This window comes from Streptomyces sp. NPDC087787, assembly GCF_044743035.1.
Classification (GTDB): Bacteria; Actinomycetota; Actinomycetes; order Streptomycetales; family Streptomycetaceae; genus Streptomyces.
This window is the reverse complement of the sequence record NZ_JBIUVQ010000004.1, coordinates 137,476-152,816: the sequence shown is the minus strand read 5'-3', so window position 1 is coordinate 152,816 and position 15,341 is coordinate 137,476. Positions and strand designations below refer to the sequence as shown.

Annotated in this window: 16 protein-coding genes and 7 tRNA genes; 13 read left to right on the top strand and 10 right to left on the bottom strand. The window is 71.0% G+C overall.

Annotated features, from left to right (window positions below; all coding sequences use genetic code 11):
* Window positions 1-102: 102 nt before the first annotated feature.
* The 5 genes from ACIOWN_RS08600 to ACIOWN_RS08580 form a co-directional block, all read right to left on the bottom strand.
* A tRNA-Val gene (locus ACIOWN_RS08600) sits at window positions 103-174 on the bottom strand.
* 37 nt (window positions 175-211) lie between these two features.
* Window positions 212-283 (bottom strand) — tRNA-Val (locus ACIOWN_RS08595).
* Window positions 284-308: 25 nt separating this feature from the next.
* A tRNA-Val gene (locus tag ACIOWN_RS08590) sits at window positions 309-380 on the bottom strand.
* A gap of 1 nt (window position 381) precedes the next feature.
* Window positions 382-455 (bottom strand) — tRNA-Cys (locus ACIOWN_RS08585).
* A 37-nt stretch (window positions 456-492) separates the two neighbouring features.
* Window positions 493-565 (bottom strand) — tRNA-Gly (locus ACIOWN_RS08580).
* Between the two features lie 177 nt (window positions 566-742).
* On the opposite strand from ACIOWN_RS08580, the gene ACIOWN_RS08575 reads away from it, so the two are divergent.
* From ACIOWN_RS08575 to ACIOWN_RS08565, 3 genes are all read left to right on the top strand, one after another.
* On the top strand, window positions 743-1,792 hold the full coding sequence (locus ACIOWN_RS08575) for a chorismate-binding protein (RefSeq protein WP_401981187.1): 1,050 nt from the start codon (window positions 743-745) through the stop codon (window positions 1,790-1,792).
* 5 nt (window positions 1,793-1,797) lie between these two features.
* Entirely contained in the window at window positions 1,798-2,619 is an 822-nt protein-coding gene (locus ACIOWN_RS08570; protein WP_362347026.1) for an aminodeoxychorismate lyase, read from the top strand.
* Window positions 2,620-2,780: 161 nt separating this feature from the next.
* The gene (locus ACIOWN_RS08565) at window positions 2,781-3,605 is read left to right on the top strand and encodes a GNAT family N-acetyltransferase (RefSeq protein ID WP_362347028.1); all 825 of its coding nucleotides are present in this window, start codon (window positions 2,781-2,783) and stop codon (window positions 3,603-3,605) included.
* 59 nt (window positions 3,606-3,664) lie between these two features.
* Here ACIOWN_RS08565 and ACIOWN_RS08560 read toward each other — a convergent pair whose 3' ends face one another.
* Window positions 3,665-4,195 carry a DsbA family protein gene (locus ACIOWN_RS08560; protein ID WP_401981186.1) on the bottom strand — a complete coding sequence of 177 codons (531 nt, stop codon included), beginning with the start codon at window positions 4,193-4,195 and terminating at the stop codon, window positions 3,665-3,667.
* A 187-nt stretch (window positions 4,196-4,382) separates the two neighbouring features.
* Here ACIOWN_RS08560 and ACIOWN_RS08555 point away from each other — a divergent pair, with 187 nt between their 5' ends.
* Window positions 4,383-4,835, top strand: a complete 453-nt coding sequence (locus ACIOWN_RS08555) for a hypothetical protein (protein WP_362347032.1) — start codon at window positions 4,383-4,385, stop codon at window positions 4,833-4,835.
* Between the two features lie 138 nt (window positions 4,836-4,973).
* Complete coding sequence (locus ACIOWN_RS08550) at window positions 4,974-5,126, top strand: hypothetical protein (protein ID WP_361412767.1); 153 nt, start codon at window positions 4,974-4,976, stop codon at window positions 5,124-5,126.
* Window positions 5,127-5,230: 104 nt separating this feature from the next.
* Here ACIOWN_RS08550 and ACIOWN_RS08545 read toward each other — a convergent pair whose 3' ends face one another.
* A complete protein-coding gene (locus ACIOWN_RS08545; protein WP_362347033.1) occupies window positions 5,231-5,791 on the bottom strand; it encodes a CGNR zinc finger domain-containing protein in 561 nt (186 codons plus the stop codon).
* Between the two features lie 226 nt (window positions 5,792-6,017).
* Window positions 6,018-6,431, bottom strand: a complete 414-nt coding sequence (locus ACIOWN_RS08540) for an SsgA family sporulation/cell division regulator (protein WP_004002642.1) — start codon at window positions 6,429-6,431, stop codon at window positions 6,018-6,020.
* 192 nt (window positions 6,432-6,623) lie between these two features.
* Between ACIOWN_RS08540 and ACIOWN_RS08535 the strand changes: the two genes are divergently transcribed.
* The 4 genes from ACIOWN_RS08535 (at window position 6,624) to ACIOWN_RS08520 (ending at window position 8,126) form a co-directional block, all read left to right on the top strand.
* Complete coding sequence (locus tag ACIOWN_RS08535) at window positions 6,624-7,088, top strand: TIGR02611 family protein (RefSeq protein WP_401981183.1); 465 nt, start codon at window positions 6,624-6,626, stop codon at window positions 7,086-7,088.
* 80 nt (window positions 7,089-7,168) lie between these two features.
* Window positions 7,169-7,240 (top strand) — tRNA-Val (locus tag ACIOWN_RS08530).
* 328 nt (window positions 7,241-7,568) lie between these two features.
* Complete coding sequence (locus ACIOWN_RS08525; protein ID WP_362347036.1) at window positions 7,569-8,015, top strand: SRPBCC family protein; 447 nt, start codon at window positions 7,569-7,571, stop codon at window positions 8,013-8,015.
* Window positions 8,016-8,054: 39 nt separating this feature from the next.
* Window positions 8,055-8,126 (top strand) — tRNA-Val (locus ACIOWN_RS08520).
* 45 nt (window positions 8,127-8,171) lie between these two features.
* Here ACIOWN_RS08520 and ACIOWN_RS08515 read toward each other — a convergent pair.
* A complete protein-coding gene (locus tag ACIOWN_RS08515; RefSeq protein ID WP_100567839.1) occupies window positions 8,172-8,900 on the bottom strand; it encodes a 3'-5' exonuclease in 729 nt (242 codons plus the stop codon).
* A gap of 184 nt (window positions 8,901-9,084) precedes the next feature.
* On the opposite strand from ACIOWN_RS08515, the gene ACIOWN_RS08510 reads away from it, so the two are divergent.
* From ACIOWN_RS08510 to ACIOWN_RS08495, 4 genes are all read left to right on the top strand, one after another.
* Window positions 9,085-9,651: a DUF4365 domain-containing protein gene (locus ACIOWN_RS08510; protein ID WP_362347240.1), complete on the top strand. Its 567-nt coding sequence runs from the start codon at window positions 9,085-9,087 to the stop codon at window positions 9,649-9,651.
* Entirely contained in the window at window positions 9,648-10,874 is a 1,227-nt protein-coding gene (locus tag ACIOWN_RS08505) for a hypothetical protein (RefSeq protein ID WP_362347037.1), read from the top strand. Before ACIOWN_RS08510 ends, ACIOWN_RS08505 begins: the two co-directional genes overlap by 4 nt.
* Before the next feature lie 135 nt (window positions 10,875-11,009).
* A complete protein-coding gene (thrS, locus tag ACIOWN_RS08500) occupies window positions 11,010-12,986 on the top strand; it encodes a threonine--tRNA ligase (protein WP_362347039.1) in 1,977 nt (658 codons plus the stop codon).
* A gap of 88 nt (window positions 12,987-13,074) precedes the next feature.
* Window positions 13,075-13,620 carry an HIT domain-containing protein gene (locus ACIOWN_RS08495; protein WP_362347041.1) on the top strand — a complete coding sequence of 182 codons (546 nt, stop codon included), beginning with the start codon at window positions 13,075-13,077 and terminating at the stop codon, window positions 13,618-13,620.
* A 20-nt stretch (window positions 13,621-13,640) separates the two neighbouring features.
* Here ACIOWN_RS08495 and ACIOWN_RS08490 read toward each other — a convergent pair whose 3' ends face one another.
* Complete coding sequence (locus tag ACIOWN_RS08490) at window positions 13,641-15,308, bottom strand: hypothetical protein (RefSeq protein WP_362347043.1); 1,668 nt, start codon at window positions 15,306-15,308, stop codon at window positions 13,641-13,643.
* Window positions 15,309-15,341 lie beyond the last annotated feature (33 nt).

Genomic DNA, 15,341 nt, shown 5'->3' with positions numbered 1-15,341 from the left:
GGGAGCTGCGCCGGCATTGCTCTGTTCCCGGGCGGCCCGGCCGCCGCTGCGCGGAACGACGATACCCCCGGCCGTACGCGACGGCCGGGGGTATCCGGTGTGTGGACGATACTGGGATTGAACCAGTGACCTCTTCCGTGTCAGGGAAGCGCTCTCCCGCTGAGCTAATCGTCCTGGGGACCAGCGTCGTGGATAGGGACCACGGGCCCTGTGCGCGATACTGGGATTGAACCAGTGACCTCTTCCGTGTCAGGGAAGCGCTCTCCCGCTGAGCTAATCGCGCGGGTAAGGATCTTCGGCAGATCCAGTGGACGATACTGGGATTGAACCAGTGACCTCTTCCGTGTCAGGGAAGCGCTCTCCCGCTGAGCTAATCGTCCTTGGAGGTGGAGACGGGATTTGAACCCGTGTAGACGGCTTTGCAGGCCGTTGCCTCGCCTCTCGGCCACTCCACCAGGAGTACGGGGACCCGGGAGGTCCCCTCTTCCTGCGAGCGGACGACGAGGCTCGAACTCGCGACCTCAACCTTGGCAAGGTTGCGCTCTACCAACTGAGCTACGTCCGCCTGTCGTTTCGTTCCGCTTGCGCGGCCCGGCGACGTGTTGAACTCTAGCGGATTCCCGGGCCAGCACAAAAACGCGTTTGCGCAGCGTGCTGCGCTGCGTCCGCTCGGCGACCCGGCCGGCGCCCGGAACGACACGCCCGGACGGCCCGGAGCGGCGCCCGTCCTAGACTCGACGGCGTGCTCGACCTGCTACCTCTTGCCCGTTTCGGCGACCGTGTCGCCACCGGCCTGACCGATGTCACCAGCGATCCCGCGGCCCTGGACTCCAGCGGTTTCTGGGCCGTCGCCGCGGACTACGAGGGCCGGCTGACCTGCGCCCGCTTCCGTGACGTACGGGAGGAGTCCGTGCCCGCCCCCGTCCCGGGCCGGTGGCGCGGCCCGGCGGCCGGCGACTGGACCTCTTCCCTCGACCGCACCGCGTACACGGCGGGCGTGCGCCGTATCCGCGAGCACATCGCGGCCGGCGAGGTCTACCAGGTGAATCTCTGCCGCGTCCTCGGCGCGCCGGTCGCCCCCGACGCCGACGTGGACGCCCTGACCGCCGTACTGGCCCGCGGCAACCCGGCCCCGTACGCCGGAACGATTCGCCTGCCCGGGCACGGGGTGGAGATCGCCACCGCGTCCCCCGAGCTGTTCCTGCGCCGCGACGGCCGGACGGTCGAGTCCGGCCCGATCAAGGGCACCGCCCGCACCGAGGCGGAACTCCTTGCCAAGGACCACGCCGAGAACGTGATGATCGTGGACCTGGTCCGCAACGACATCGGCCGCGTGTGCGCCACCGGCAGCGTCACCGTCCCCGACCTCTGCGTCGTCGAGAAGCACCCCGGACTGGTCCACCTGGTCTCCACGGTCCGCGGCGAGCTCTGCGACGGCGCCGGCTGGCCCGAGCTGCTCGACGCCGCCTTCCCGGCCGGCTCGATCACCGGGGCTCCCAAGTCGAGCGCCCTGCGGATCATCGACGCCCTGGAGACCGCCCCCCGCGGCCCCTACTGCGGCGGCATCGGCTGGGTCGACGCCGACCGCGGGACCGGCGAGCTGGCCGTCGGTATACGCACCTTCTGGATCGACCGCGCCGGCGGGACGCCCGTCCTGCGTTTCGGCGCCGGCGCCGGGATCACCTGGGACTCGGACCCCGAGGGCGAGTGGCGGGAGACCGAGCTGAAGGCGGCCCGGCTGCTCGCGGTAGCGTCTGGCACGTATGAGGACAGTGGAGAGGGACTGAGGTAGGACCAGTGAAGCTTTGGCTCGACGGAGCACTGCGGGACTTCGAGTCCGCCCGTGTCTCCGCGTTCGACCACGGACTGACCGTGGGCGACGGCATCTTCGAGACGGTGAAGGCGGTCGACGGAAAGCCGTTCGCGCTCACCCGCCACCTGGACCGGCTCACCCGGTCCGCCCGCGGCCTCGGCCTGCCCGACCCCGACCACGACGAGGTGCGCCGCGCCTGCGCCGCCGTGCTGGAAGCCAATCCGATGCCGCTGGGCCGGCTGCGCATCACCTACACCGGAGGCCACGGCCCCCTCGGCTCCGACCGCGGTGACCGGGGTCCGACCCTGCTGGTCGCCCTCGGCGAGACCACCCGCCGCGCCGACTCCACCGCCGTCGTCACGGTGCCCTGGACCCGCAACGAGCGCGGCGCGCTCACCGGCCTGAAGACCACCTCGTACGCCGAGAACGTCGTCGCGCTCGCCCGCGCCCACCAACACGGCGCCACTGAGGCCCTGTTCGGCAACACCGTGGAACGGCTCTGCGAGGGCACCGGCTCCAACGTCTTCGTGGTCCTCGACGGGGAGATCCACACCCCGCCGCTCGCCTCCGGCTGCCTCGCCGGTATCACGCGCGCCCTCACGATCGAGTGGACGGGCGCGAAGGAGACCGACCTGCCGCTGGACGTCCTGAGCCGGGCCGAGGAGGTCTTCCTCACGTCCACCCTGCGCGACATCCAGGCCGTCCACCGCGTCGACGACCGCGAACTGCCCGGCGCGCCGGGCCCGGTGACCTCCAAGGCCATGCGGATCTTCGACGAACACGCGGCCCACCGCCTGGATCCCTGAAGCCTCTCGTTTGGAGGGCCTCTCATTTGGATCATGCCGGGCTCCCTGATCCGGCCTGCTCCGAACGAAAGACCCTGGAGCGCCCGGCAACGGAACGCCCCGACCCGGAAGCGGGACACAATCGGCTGCCACACCGCCTCGCAGCGGGTAGAACAACCCTGATGACCACGACCCTGCGGCCGACCGAGCCGCTGCAGCAGAACGCCGACGGCACCCGTTCACGCCGCTACCAGGTGTGCGTGAACAGCCGCCCGGTCGGCGCGATACACCTCGCCACGCACCCCGTCTTCGGGCCCTTGGTCGCCAGGGTCCTCGGCCTGCACATCGACGAACCGGACCGCGGCCGGGGCCGCGGCACGGTGGCCGCGCTCGCCGCCGAGGAGGTGGCGCGCGGCTGGGGCTGCAAGCGGATGGAGGCCTCCGTGCCCGCCGACGACGAGGCCGCGGTCCGGCTGGCCACGGCGCTCGGCTACGTCGAACGCAACCGCGGCATGGAGAAGCAGCTCGGCGCCGACGCCCCCGAACTGCCCGCCGGCAGCCGGGGCAGGCCCATGACCCCGGCCGAGTACGGGCCCTGGCACGAACACGGCAAGGCCGCCTACGCGCGGAGCTGGACCGACCGCGGAGTGCCGGCCGACGAGGCATGGGCCAAGTCAAAGGACGACCACGCCCGGCTGCTGCCCCAGGGCCCCGACACCCCGGGCATGCTGCTCAGCGTCCTGGAACACGAGGGCACCCCGGTCGGCACCCTGTGGGTGGCGGTCATCGAGGACCGGGCCTACGTCTACGACGTCGAGGCCGACGCGCGCTTCCGCGGCCGCGGCCACGGCCGCTCCCTGATGCTGCTGGCCGAGGCCCAGGCACTGGCCGCCGGCCGGCACGTCCTGGGCCTCAACGTCTTCGCGGGCAACACCCCGGCCGAGCGGCTGTACGAATCCCTCGGCTACCGGCCCGTGGTGCGCGCCGTCTACAAGGAACTGCTCTGAGACACCTCTTCGGCGTCCCGTGGAGCGGGGGACGGGGACCGGGGGGACGGACGGGCCGGTCAGCTCCCCTGCCCGGCCTCGGCCAGCAGCCGGTCCACGATCTCCTCGACGCGCTCGCGCAGCCCCTCCTGGCTCTTGCCGCCGTCCAGGCGCTCGCCCCCCACCACGTACGTCGGCGTGCCGGTCACGCCGATCGCCTTGCCCTCGGCGTGGTCGGCGTCGACGATCAGGATGTGCCGGCCGTCGATCAGCGCGGTGTCGAACTCCTCGGCGTCCAGGCCCAGTTCACGGGCCACCTCGATCAGGACGGGCTCGCCCTCGCGGGCCAGCCGCTCGACCCGGCCCAGCACCGCCTCCACGTACGGCCACCCCTGCCCCTGCTCGGCGGCCTCCTCCGCGGCCTGCGCGGCGGCGAAGGAGTGCGGGTGCTTCTCCAGCGGGAAGTGCCGCAGCCGCAGCTCCAGCCGGTCCCCGTACCGGGCGCGCAGGGCACGCAGTTCGTCGAGCGCGGTACGGCAGTCGGGGCACTGCAGCTCGCACCAGACGTCGAGAACCGGGACAGGGGCGTGCGCGGAGGAGGAGTCGCTCATGCGGACAGTCTTCCAGGCCCGTCGGGGGCGGCCCAACCGGGATCACGCGTGGTGGCCCCGGGACCTGCGGAGGAGGCGACCCGGAGATCTCCCTGAAGTCCGCTCGGGACATGGCCTCCCCGCGGGTTGGCGGTGCAGGATGGAAGGGACGAACCACCCCGACCGGTGAGCCCGCCTGGAGGACCGGATGATCGCCGAGACCGTATGTTCCGCCGTTTCCGCGGCCGGCCTGGGCATCGCCGCGGTGACGGCCTACCGGCGGCGCTTCCTCGCGGCGGCCCGTATCGCCGCCTACTCCCTGATTCCGGTCGCCCTGGCGATGACCGGCGTCGTCGGCTGGCTCGCCGGCACCGCCTTCAGCCCGACCGCCTGGGCGGGCTTCGGCCTGCTCGGCGCCGCCTGGCTGCTCTTCGCGTCGACCCGCGCGGTGGAGCGTCGCCGCGGCGGCACACGCAAGGAGCGCAAGGAGGCGGCCCGGGCCGCGGAGCGGGGCGCGGTGGCCCCGGCGGCGTCGGCGCCCTCACTGGGACCGGGGCAGGCCGCCCGCTCGTCCGGCAGGCCCGCCGCGAAGCCGGCGGCGTCCGGGGGCGACGACGACTTCAGCGACATCGAGGCGATCCTGAAGAAGCACGGCATCTGACGGTGATCACGGGTGGACGCGCAAGTGATCACGGTCCGCGCCGAAGCGGACCGAAGATCACGGAGTCCGGCTGACTCCCGCACATTCCTGGTGTGTTGATCGCGTACCGCTGGGTGGCTGCGTCATCATCGCCCCGAGATGGTGGACACGACACAGAGCGAGTCCGCGCCCCCTCAGGACGAGCCGCGCGGATGTCTCTTCGCCCTTTCCCAGCCGCCGCTGATGATCTTCCTTGCGGTGATCGGGTGTCTGCTGCTCATGGCTTCGTTGCACGACCTGCTGTTGCTGTGAGCCGTACGCGTGGGTCCCCGGCGCCACCCGCCGGGGACCACGACAACCATCGACGGTGGCCCCGTGACCCCGGCCCCCGGCCGGTCCGTCGTCCGGCTCTCCGCTCAGCCGGCCGCCTCCTTGCGGCGAGCCCGGTAGGCGGCCACATGCAGACGGTTGCCGCACGTGCGGCTGTCGCAGTACCGCCGCGAGCGGTTGCGGGACAGATCGACGAAGGCACGCCGGCAGTCGGGAGCCTCGCAGCGCCGCAGCCGCTCCCGCTCCCCGGCCACCACGAAGAACGCCAGCGCCATCCCGCAGTCGGCGGCCAGGTGGTCGGCCACGGAGGCGCCGGGCGCGAAGTAGTGGACGTGCCAGTCGTACCCGTCGTGGTCCGTCAGCCGGGGCGTGGTGCCCGCGGCGGCCACCAGCTCGTTGATCATGCCCGCCGCAGTCCGGCAGTCGGGGGCCGCGAAGATCCCCGCGAACCGGCCACGGATCCTGCGCACCGCGGAGAGATCGAACTCCGACAGCACCCCCACGTCGCTCATCCTGTGGTTGCGGACGAATTCCCCGAGCGCCGCGACGTCCGCCAGCCCGTCCGGCGCCGCTTCGTCCTCCGGCGCGGTGTTCACCAGATCCACCACGGTGTCCAGCGCGCACCGGGTGTCGTGGGTGATCAGCACGTTTCGCTCCCTGGCCTGGGCATCGGGCACACGCCCGCCGATGCAGGCCGATGGTAGTGGCTCCACGCGCCCCCGAGCAGCGCACGACGCCGCCGCGGCCACGCGCGCACACCGGCACCAGCCTCCGCGGGAGACCGGTACCGGTGTGCTCGCGTATGCGGTTGTCCTGGCCCGAGCCGTCTCCCCGAGTGGACGGCAACGGGCAGCTTGAAGGGCCTCGACGGGCCTAACTCTCCGCGAGGATGTGCGACAGCTCCTGATCCAGATCGAAATGCCGGTGTTCCGTGCCGGGGGGCACGGCCGCGTCCGTTCGCTTCAGGAAGGACTCCAGGGCCCGCGCCGGGGCCTCGAGCAGGGCCTCGCCCTCCGGAGAGCTCAGGGCGATGCACACGACGCCCTGGCCATGGCTGCGGGACGGCCAGACACGGACGTCTCCGGTGCCCGTGGGCCGGTGAAGACCCTCGGCGAGGAGGTCGCGGGCGAACACCCACTCGACGGTCTCCTCGGCTCCGGTGTGGAAGGTGGCGTGCACGGCGTAGGGGTCGGCCGTGTCGTACCGCAGGCCTGCGGGGACAGGCAGGGAGGACTCGCTCGATACAACGAGGCGCAGGTGCAGCTCGCAGCTGACCGTGGTGTTCATAAGCGCCAGGGCCTTTCGCTCAGTGTGCGCTCGGGGATTCGCACGTCGGCGAAATCGACATGCCACCTACGATGCCGTTGTAAACCCCTCTGAGTGTTTTGCTTGGCTTTACGTAACTCTTCCGGCCGAGGGTGTGTTCGTACGGTACGCCCATTGCGGTGACCGGATTCTCGTCCGGTACGGTGGCAGCGTATGAATACGCGGAGTGACGAACCGGACCGCCCCGCCAAGGAACCCGGACGAGTGAACGCCGAGGCGGAGGCGGGCGAGGGGCGTGACCGGCGGGGGCTGGGCTCGCGGGCTCCCGCGTTCGTCCGGTCACACCGCGTGCTGCACCTGAGCTGGCAGGCCGGGATCTTCGCCGCCGGACTCCTGGTCGTGATCGCCGGGATCGTCATGCTCCCGCTGCCCGGACCCGGCTGGCTGGTGATCTTCGGCGGCATGGCGATCTGGGCCACCGAGTTCGTCTGGGCCCAGCTCGCGCTGCGCTGGACCAAGCGCAAGGTCACCGAGGCGGCCCAGCAGGCGCTCGACCCCAGGGTGCGCCGCCGCAACATCACGCTGACCGTGATCGGCCTGGTGATCGTCGCCACGCTGGCCGGGGTGTACCTGTGGGGGGTCGGCCCGGTGCCGCCCTGGAGGGCCGTCGGCCGCTGAGCGCGGCACACGCGGGCCGGGCGCTCGCCGGACCATGGTCCCGGGCACCCCTGACATGCGGTAATGTTCTCCCTGTGCCCGGGCGATTAGCTCAGTGGGAGAGCGCTTCGTTCACACCGAAGAGGTCACTGGTTCGAACCCAGTATCGCCCACCCGGAACCGGCGGCCCGTCTGCGATCAAGCGGACGGGCCGCCGTCGTATGCGCGGGGCGGGGGAGGGTGCGGTGACGATCCGTTACCTGTGAGCGGAGCGCCGGCGAACGCGCAGTAGAAGTGGACCGGCCCATCCCGTCCTGCGCGATGAAGGTATTCGAGGATCAAGGAGAAGGCCGACTTCCAGGGCCGTACCCCATTCAGGGAGAAGTTCCGCAAGGGGTCTTCGGCGGAAATCCACGGACGCAATTCCAAAACGCCGTCACCTTTCTTCCCGGGCACGGAAGGAGAGGTCCGGACGGCCGCCGTTCACGTCAGACTCGTTCCATGGACTGGACCCACTACCGCTTCCGCACCCGGTGGACCCTCCCCGCGCCGCCGGACGCCGTCTACCGGGCGCTGGAACGGATCGAGGACTACCCGAGCTGGTGGCGGCAGGTGCGCGAGGTGACCCGCACCGGCCCGACGGCCGGTGTCGTCCGGATCCGTTCCCTCCTGCCCTACGACCTGACCTTCACCGCACGCGAGGTGCGCCGGGACCTGGCCGCCGGAGTCCTGGAGGCCGTGCTCACCGGGGACGTCGACGGCTGGGCACGGTGGACGCTCACCGCGCACGGCACCGGCACCCTCGCCGTCTACGACCAGGTCGTCGACGTGCGCAAACCGCTGCTCAGGCGGTTCGCCGTGCCGGGCCGGCCCGCCTTCCGCGCGAACCACCGGCTGATGATGCGGGCCGGCCGGCGCGGACTGGCCGCCCACCTGGAAGCGGTTTGAACGAACACCCCGGGGGCCTGTATGGTTCAGTGCGTTCCCGGGCGATTAGCTCAGTGGGAGAGCGCTTCGTTCACACCGAAGAGGTCACTGGTTCGAACCCAGTATCGCCCACCGGGTAAGGCCGGTCCGCGAAGGCGGACCGGCCTTTTCTCATCCTCAGGCGGCCGCCGCCGGCAGTTCCGGACGCAGCGGCCACGACGGATCCACCGTCTCCTCCGTCCCACTGCGCGCGAACCACGCCTGCAGACCGCGCGCCTGAGCCGCGTGCCAACCCGTCTGCAGCGTGTGCAGTTCCGCCGGGGTCAGCCGCTCGAGGCGGGCCGCGAAGCGGCGGCCCAGCGAGCGGACCACCTCCAGCGCGGCCAGGGCGTCCGCCGCCGCGTCGTGCGCGTCCTGAAGAGCCACGTCGTAGTGCGCGCACAGGTCGGTGAGCGTGCGCCTGCCCTTGCGGTAGCGGTCGAGATGCTTGTCCAGCACCCGCGGGTCCAGCACCCGCAGCGGCGACGCCTCGAACCAGCGCTCCAGCGACGAGGCCCGATGGCGGCGCAACTCCCGGTCCAGCAGCGTCAGATCGAACGGAGCGTTCATCACCACCAGCGGGCGGCCCAGCGCGGCCTGCTCCGCCAGTTCCTCGGCCATCTCGTACATCACCGGCGCCGGCCAGCGCCCGTTCAGCTGGAGATGCTCGTCGGTCAGCCCGTGCACCGCCCTCGCCGCCTCCGGCACCGGCACGCCCGGGTTCACCAGCCAGCGGTGCACCCGCGGCCGGAAGCCCGGGGCGTCCTGGACGACGAGGGCGGCCGACACGATGCGGTCGGTCTCCACGTCGACGCCCGTCGTCTCCGTGTCGAAGGCGGCCAGAGGCCCCTCGTACCAGCTCGTCATAGGCCCACAACTCCTCGGTCCACGAGGGCAGCTGACGCGCCGTCCGCCGCGTCCGCCCGCTGCCCGTTTGGTGATACCCGGGCTGTTTGCGCCGTACGCCGGAAGGAGACAACAGGAGTGCGGGTCTTTGCAGTTCACGGGCCCGCAGCGGGGATACACCAAGCACGGAAGGCTGTTGGTCGCCATGGTGATGGCACAGCCCGAGCGGGGCGGGCTGCTGCCCGAGCGCGCGAGCGCCCCACGGGGCACACTCGCCACCACCGCCTGCATGGAGACACTCCAGGTGGGCTATCTGCACGCGGTCGCCGCGGCGGCCGGCTGCTCACTGTCCCAGCCCTTTCCCGACAGCGGCATCGACTGGCACGTCAGCCACAGCGCCCCCGGACACACCGTCGACGACGAGGTGACCATCAAGGTGCAGCTGAAGTGCACCTACCAGCTACCGCCCAACCCCCCAGGCCGGTTCTTCTCCTTCACGCTCGACAACGCCCACCTGGCCAAGCTCGCCCGCACCCCGGTCACGGTGCACAAGATCCTCGTCGTCATGATCGTGCCCCGGTCGCAGGACCAGTGGCTGCGCGCCGGCCACGACCGGCTCGACCTCAGGCACTGCTGCTACTGGGTCAACCTCGCCGGCCACCCCCTCACCGGCCGGCACCGCACCACCGTGCGGATCCCGACCTCGCGCATCTTCGACGACCGGGCCCTGTGCGAGATCATGACGCGGGTCGGAACGGGAGGCAGACCATGACGCACCGCCCCCTCGACGAGCCCCTGCGACCGGTACGGCCGCATTTCGCCGACGCCCACCGCAGCCGTCTCCCCGCCCCCTCCGACGTCGACCCCGCCGTCCTCGGGACCCTGCTCCACCGGCACGGCTGGCAGCGGCGCGGCGGCGCCGCCGGCCGCTACGGCCGCTGGACCCCGCCCGGGCCCGGCGGCACCGGCACCAGCCTGCTGGTACCCGAGAGCCGCGCCCTCCCCGACAGCGACGACCTGCTCGGCGAGGCCCTTGACGCCCTCGCCCGCAGCGGCACGCCCTCCGCGCGCGAGGTACTGGTCGCCCTCACCCTGCCCAGCGACGAGATCCGCTGGTGGCGGGACGTGCCCGAGGGCCCGGCAGACGCCGCCGGCTGGACCGTCGAGGAACGGCTGCGCGGCGCCGCCCGCCAGATGCTGCTCGCCGCCGCGCTCGCCACACGCGCGCGTGCCGGCTACCACGGCGCCCGCCACCGGCGCTCGGCCGCCACCTCCCTGGACCACGTTCTCGTCGGCTCCGCCGCCGACGGCCGCGGCCTGACCGCCTTCGTGCCCGTCGACCCCGGCCGGCCTCTTGCCGTCCGCCTCCACCAGGCCCTGTACGCCGTCCGCGAGGCCGTCGACTACCGGCGGGCCACCGGCGCCATGGACGCCTTCGACGGTGCCGTCCGCGCGGGCGCCAGCCGTGAACTCACCGAGGCCGTCGTCGCCCTCGTCCGCGGCACCGAGGGCGCGCGCGTCTCCGTGGCGTGGGCGCCCGCGGCGGGCGTACCCGCGGACTGCGCGGCCGCCGCCGAGGCCGTCGAGTTCTCGCCGGGCGACCTGCCCGTACTGCGCGAGGCCGGCGCCCGCTACCTGCGCGCCGAGCCGTCGGTGCCCACCCGGATCACCGGCACCGTGGTGCGGATGCGCAGAGCGCACCCACGCGGCGAGGGCACCGTACGGCTCCGGGTGCTCGCGGGCGCCGAAGTGCCGTACGTGCGCGTGACCCTGGACGAGGAGGACTACCGCGTCGCCGGACACGCCCACCTCGTCGGACTGCCCGTGCGGGTGCTCGGGCGGCTGGAGAGCCGCGGCGGCTTCCGCCGGCTCACCGGTGCCTCCGGCGTCGTGCCCGTGGAGGTGGACGACGAGGAGCGGGACCGGCTGCTGAAGTCCCTGCACGAGGATCTCGACTACTTCGAGGAGGTGTGCGGCGGGGACGACCGCGACTGACGGCCAGGTACGACCGTGACCGATCGTGGACCGTGCGTAATCGTTTCGCGGTGGAAGGCCCGGGGTCGGTACGATCCCAGTCATGCGCGCGCTCCAGGTATGGCGCCGCACCCCACCTGCAGTCAGGAGAGACCGGTGTCAGACGTCCGTGTGATCATCCAACGCGATTCCGAGCGGGAAGAGCGCACGGTGACGACGGGCACCACGGCCGCCGACCTCTTCGCCGGCGAGCGCTCGATCGTTGCCGCGCGCGTCGACGGGGAACTCAAGGACCTCGCCCACGAGGTCGAGGACGGCGAGACCGTCGAGGGTGTGGAGATCTCCTCCGAGGACGGCCTCAACATCCTGCGCCACTCCACCGCGCACGTCATGGCGCAGGCCGTGCAGGAGCTCTTCCCCGAGGCCAAGCTGGGCATCGGCCCGCCCGTCAGGGACGGCTTCTACTACGACTTCGACGTCGAGAAGCCCTTCCACCCCGATGACCTCAAGGCCATCGAGAAGAAGATGCAGGAGATCCAGAAGCGGGGCCAGAAGTTCTCCCGCCGTGTCGTCAGCGACGAGGCCGCCCGCGAGGAGCTGGCCGACGAGCCGTACAAGCTGGAGCTGATCGGCCTCAAGGGCTCCGCGTCGCACGACGACGGCGCGGACGTCGAGGTCGGCGCCGGCGAGCTGACGATCTACGACAACCTGGACGCCAAGACCGGCGAGCTGTGCTGGAAGGACCTCTGCCGGGGTCCCCACCTGCCCTCCACCCGGCTGATCCCCGCGTTCAAGCTGATGCGCAACGCCTCGGCGTACTGGCGCGGCAACGAGAAGAACAAGCAGCTCCAGCGCATCTACGGCACCGCCTGGCCGTCCAAGGACGAGCTGAAGGCGCACCTCGAATTCCTCGCCGAGGCCGAGAAGCGCGACCACCGCAAGCTGGGCAGCGAGCTGGACCTGTTCTCCATCCCCGAGCAGATCGGCTCCGGCCTCGCCGTCTTCCACCCCAAGGGCGGCATCATCCGCCGTGTGATGGAGGACTACTCGCGCCGCCGCCACGAGGAGGAGGGCTACGAGTTCGTCTACACCCCGCACGCGACCAAGGGGAAGCTCTTCGAGACCTCGGGCCACCTGGACTGGTACGCCGACGGCATGTACCCGCCCATGCAGCTCGACGAGGGCGTGGACTACTACCTCAAGCCCATGAACTGCCCGATGCACAACCTGATCTTCGACGCGCGCGGTCGGTCCTACCGTGAACTGCCGCTGCGGCTCTTCGAGTTCGGGACCGTGTACCGGTACGAGAAGTCGGGCGTCGTGCACGGTCTGACCCGCGCCCGCGGCTTCACCCAGGACGACGCGCACATCTACTGCACCCGCGAGCAGATGGCCGACGAGCTCGACAAGACGCTCACCTTCGTGCTGAACCTGCTGCGCGACTACGGTCTGACCGACTTCTACCTGGAGCTCTCGACCAAGGACCCGGAGAAGTACGTCGGCAGCGACGAGGTCTGGGAGGAGGCCACCGAGACCCTGCGCCAGGTCGGCGAGAAGCAGGGCCTCCAGCTCGTCCCGGACCCGGGCGGCGCGGCGTTCTACGGCCCGAAGATCTCCGTCCAGGTCAAGGACGCGATCGGCCGCACCTGGCAGATGTCGACGGTCCAGCTCGACTTCAACCTGCCCGAGCGCTTCGACCTGGAGTACACGGCCGCGGACGGCTCCAAGCAGCGCCCGGTCATGATCCACCGCGCGCTCTTCGGCAGCATCGAGCGGTTCTTCGCGGTGCTCCTTGAGCACTACGCGGGTGCGTTCCCGGCCTGGCTGGCACCCGTGCAGGCGGTCGGGATCCCGGTGGGCGACGCGCACGTGGAGTACCTCCAGAAGTTCGCCGCGGACGCGAAGAGGAAGGGCCTGCGGGTCGAGGTGGACTCCTCGTCGGACCGCATGCAGAAGAAAATCCGGACGGCACAGAAGCAGAAGGTGCCGTTCATGATCATCGTCGGCGACGACGACATGAACGCGGGCACGGTGTCGTTCCGCTACCGCGACGGTTCGCAGGAGAACGGCATCCCGCGTGACGAGGCGCTTGCGAAGCTCGTTGATGTGGTGGAGCGCCGCGTGCAGGTGTAGTTGCTCCCCGCCTGCGCGGGGGTCGGCCCCCGGGGAAGATCCCGGGGGCCTTTCCCGTTCCCTCAGAGCGTCGCCATATGCTGCACGCATGATGAGTGAGCCGGAAGAGCAGCTGGGAGTGGGAACGCCCGACGCGTTCCAGCGTTTGTGGACGCCGCACCGGATGGCCTACATCCAGGGCGAGAACAAGCCGAGCGGCCCCGGTGCCGGCGACGGCTGCCCCTTCTGCTCGATCCCGGCCAAGTCCGACGAGGACGGTCTGATCGTCCGGCGCGGCGAGCTGGTGTACGCGGTGCTCAACCTCTACCCGTACAACGGCGGCCACCTCATGGTCGTGCCCTACCGCCATGTCGCCGACTACACCGACCTGACGGAAGCGGAGACCGCGGAACTCGCGGAGCTCACCAAGCAGGCCATGACGGCGTTGCGCAGCGCCTCCGGTGCTCATGGTTTCAATCTGGGCATGAACCAGGGCACGGTCGCCGGCGCCGGTATCGCCGCCCATTTGCACCAGCACGTCGTCCCCCGCTGGGGCGGTGACACCAATTTTCTGCCCGTGATCGGCCACACGAAGGTGCTGCCGCAGCTCCTCGCCGACACCCGAAAGATGCTCGCGGAGGCCTGGCCGGCGTAGCCCGCTCGGCGGGCCGCGCCTCACGCGTCGTACGAGTCGGCCTTCTTCGGTGACGCGTCCTGGACGGCGCCGCTGAGGACCGAGGAGCGGGAGCCGAACTTCTCGACGTTCACGCCGTTCTCCTTGAGGACCTTGAGCGCGGCGGCGTGCACCACCCGCAGGACCGGGGTGGCGGCGCGCAGCGCGTCGTCGGCCATGAAGCGGTGCCGCCAGGGCTGGTCGGCCCAGGCGTGCCGCAGGCCGAACGGCTCGGGCAGGGTGAGGCTGCCGCCGAGCCACTTCAGCAGGGGCGGGTACCAGGACAGGGGCGCGCGGGCGGCGAGCCGTACCACCTCGTCGGCGTCGATCAGGGGCAGTTTCACCGTCCGGGTCTCCCAGAAGCGGAGCGCCTTCTGGACCGTCTTCTCCCTGGCCGCCGGCTTCTGGTTGAACAGGGGGTTGACCGGTCCGAGGGCGTGGCCGGTGACCTCGATGCGCAGGGTGTCGTGCAGCACGGTCACGGTGACCAGCATGGTGATCACGAGGTGGCCGTCCCAGAGGGTCCACTGCACGCCGAGGTAGTGGCGGTCGCCGCTGCCGAACTGCTGCTTGTTGCAGATGTCCTGTATGGCGTGGGTCTTGACCGTGTACGTCTCGACATCGGTGCCGCTCGGCCGGGAGACCTCCTTGGCGTTCTCCCCGATGGGGGTGACGACCCAGTGGGTGACGGTCGGCTTGGGGAAGCCGCCGGTGTTGATGGAGGTGCGTTCGAGCATGGCCAGGCCGCCCTGGATCGCGGTGATGACGTCCCAGCTGCGGAAGGGGTGGAACTCCTTGCCCGGATCTGCGGAGACGAGTTCCTCGGCCAGCTGCCAGCTTCCCCAGCGCGTGCCCATGCCGAGTATGCCCTTGGGCCCTGCGTAGAAGACGGAGTTGGAGCGTTGTTCGGCGCTGAGCCGGGCGAGTTCCTTGCGGACCTGTTCGGCCGCGTCGCCGGGGTTGCCCGGTACGGCCTCGGGGATCTTGGCGCCCACGCCGCCGCCGCTCAGCAGGCCCGACCAGCGCTCGCGCAGTTCGCGAGCGGAGCGTTCGCAGATCTGCTTGGCCCAGAACCAGCCGACCACGGGCATGACGACAGCCGCGCGTGCGTACCACGCCCAGAAGTCGCTGAAGGGCATCTTGACCAGGAAGAGCACGGCGAGTGCGGCGACGGCGACCAGCAGGGTGTTGGCGAGGGCGCCGGCGCGCTTGTCCTCCCGCTTGCTGACGTTGGCGCGCAGGGTGAACACCAGCAGCCATACGAGGAGGCCGGGCAGGAAGAGCAGCCCGCACAGCACGGTCACGGCCGTCAGCCAGTTGTCGCGGTCGCGGCGGATGCGGTGGGCCGCGAGGCAGTGCTCCACGACGACCTGGGGCTCGAGGCCGAAGGACTGGATGAGCGGTGCCCGTCCGGCGCCCAGCATGCGGTCGATCACCGCGCGGGAGAAGGCCTCGCCGAACCGTGGACGGAAGATCTTCGCCCACGGGCGCGGGAGGCTGACCTTGGACTGGTGCCATTCGTTGTCCGCGTCCAGGATCTTGGTCACTTCGTCGTCCCGGTACGCGGCCGCGGCGAGCGAGTTGGTCGCCGCCGTCTGTCCGGCCGTGCCGGACAGGGGCACCTGTGCCCCGGGACTGAAATCGAATCCGTCCGTCACTTCCGCCCCCATTGCCGCCGCTCCTGCATCTGCGGCCTTCCCGGC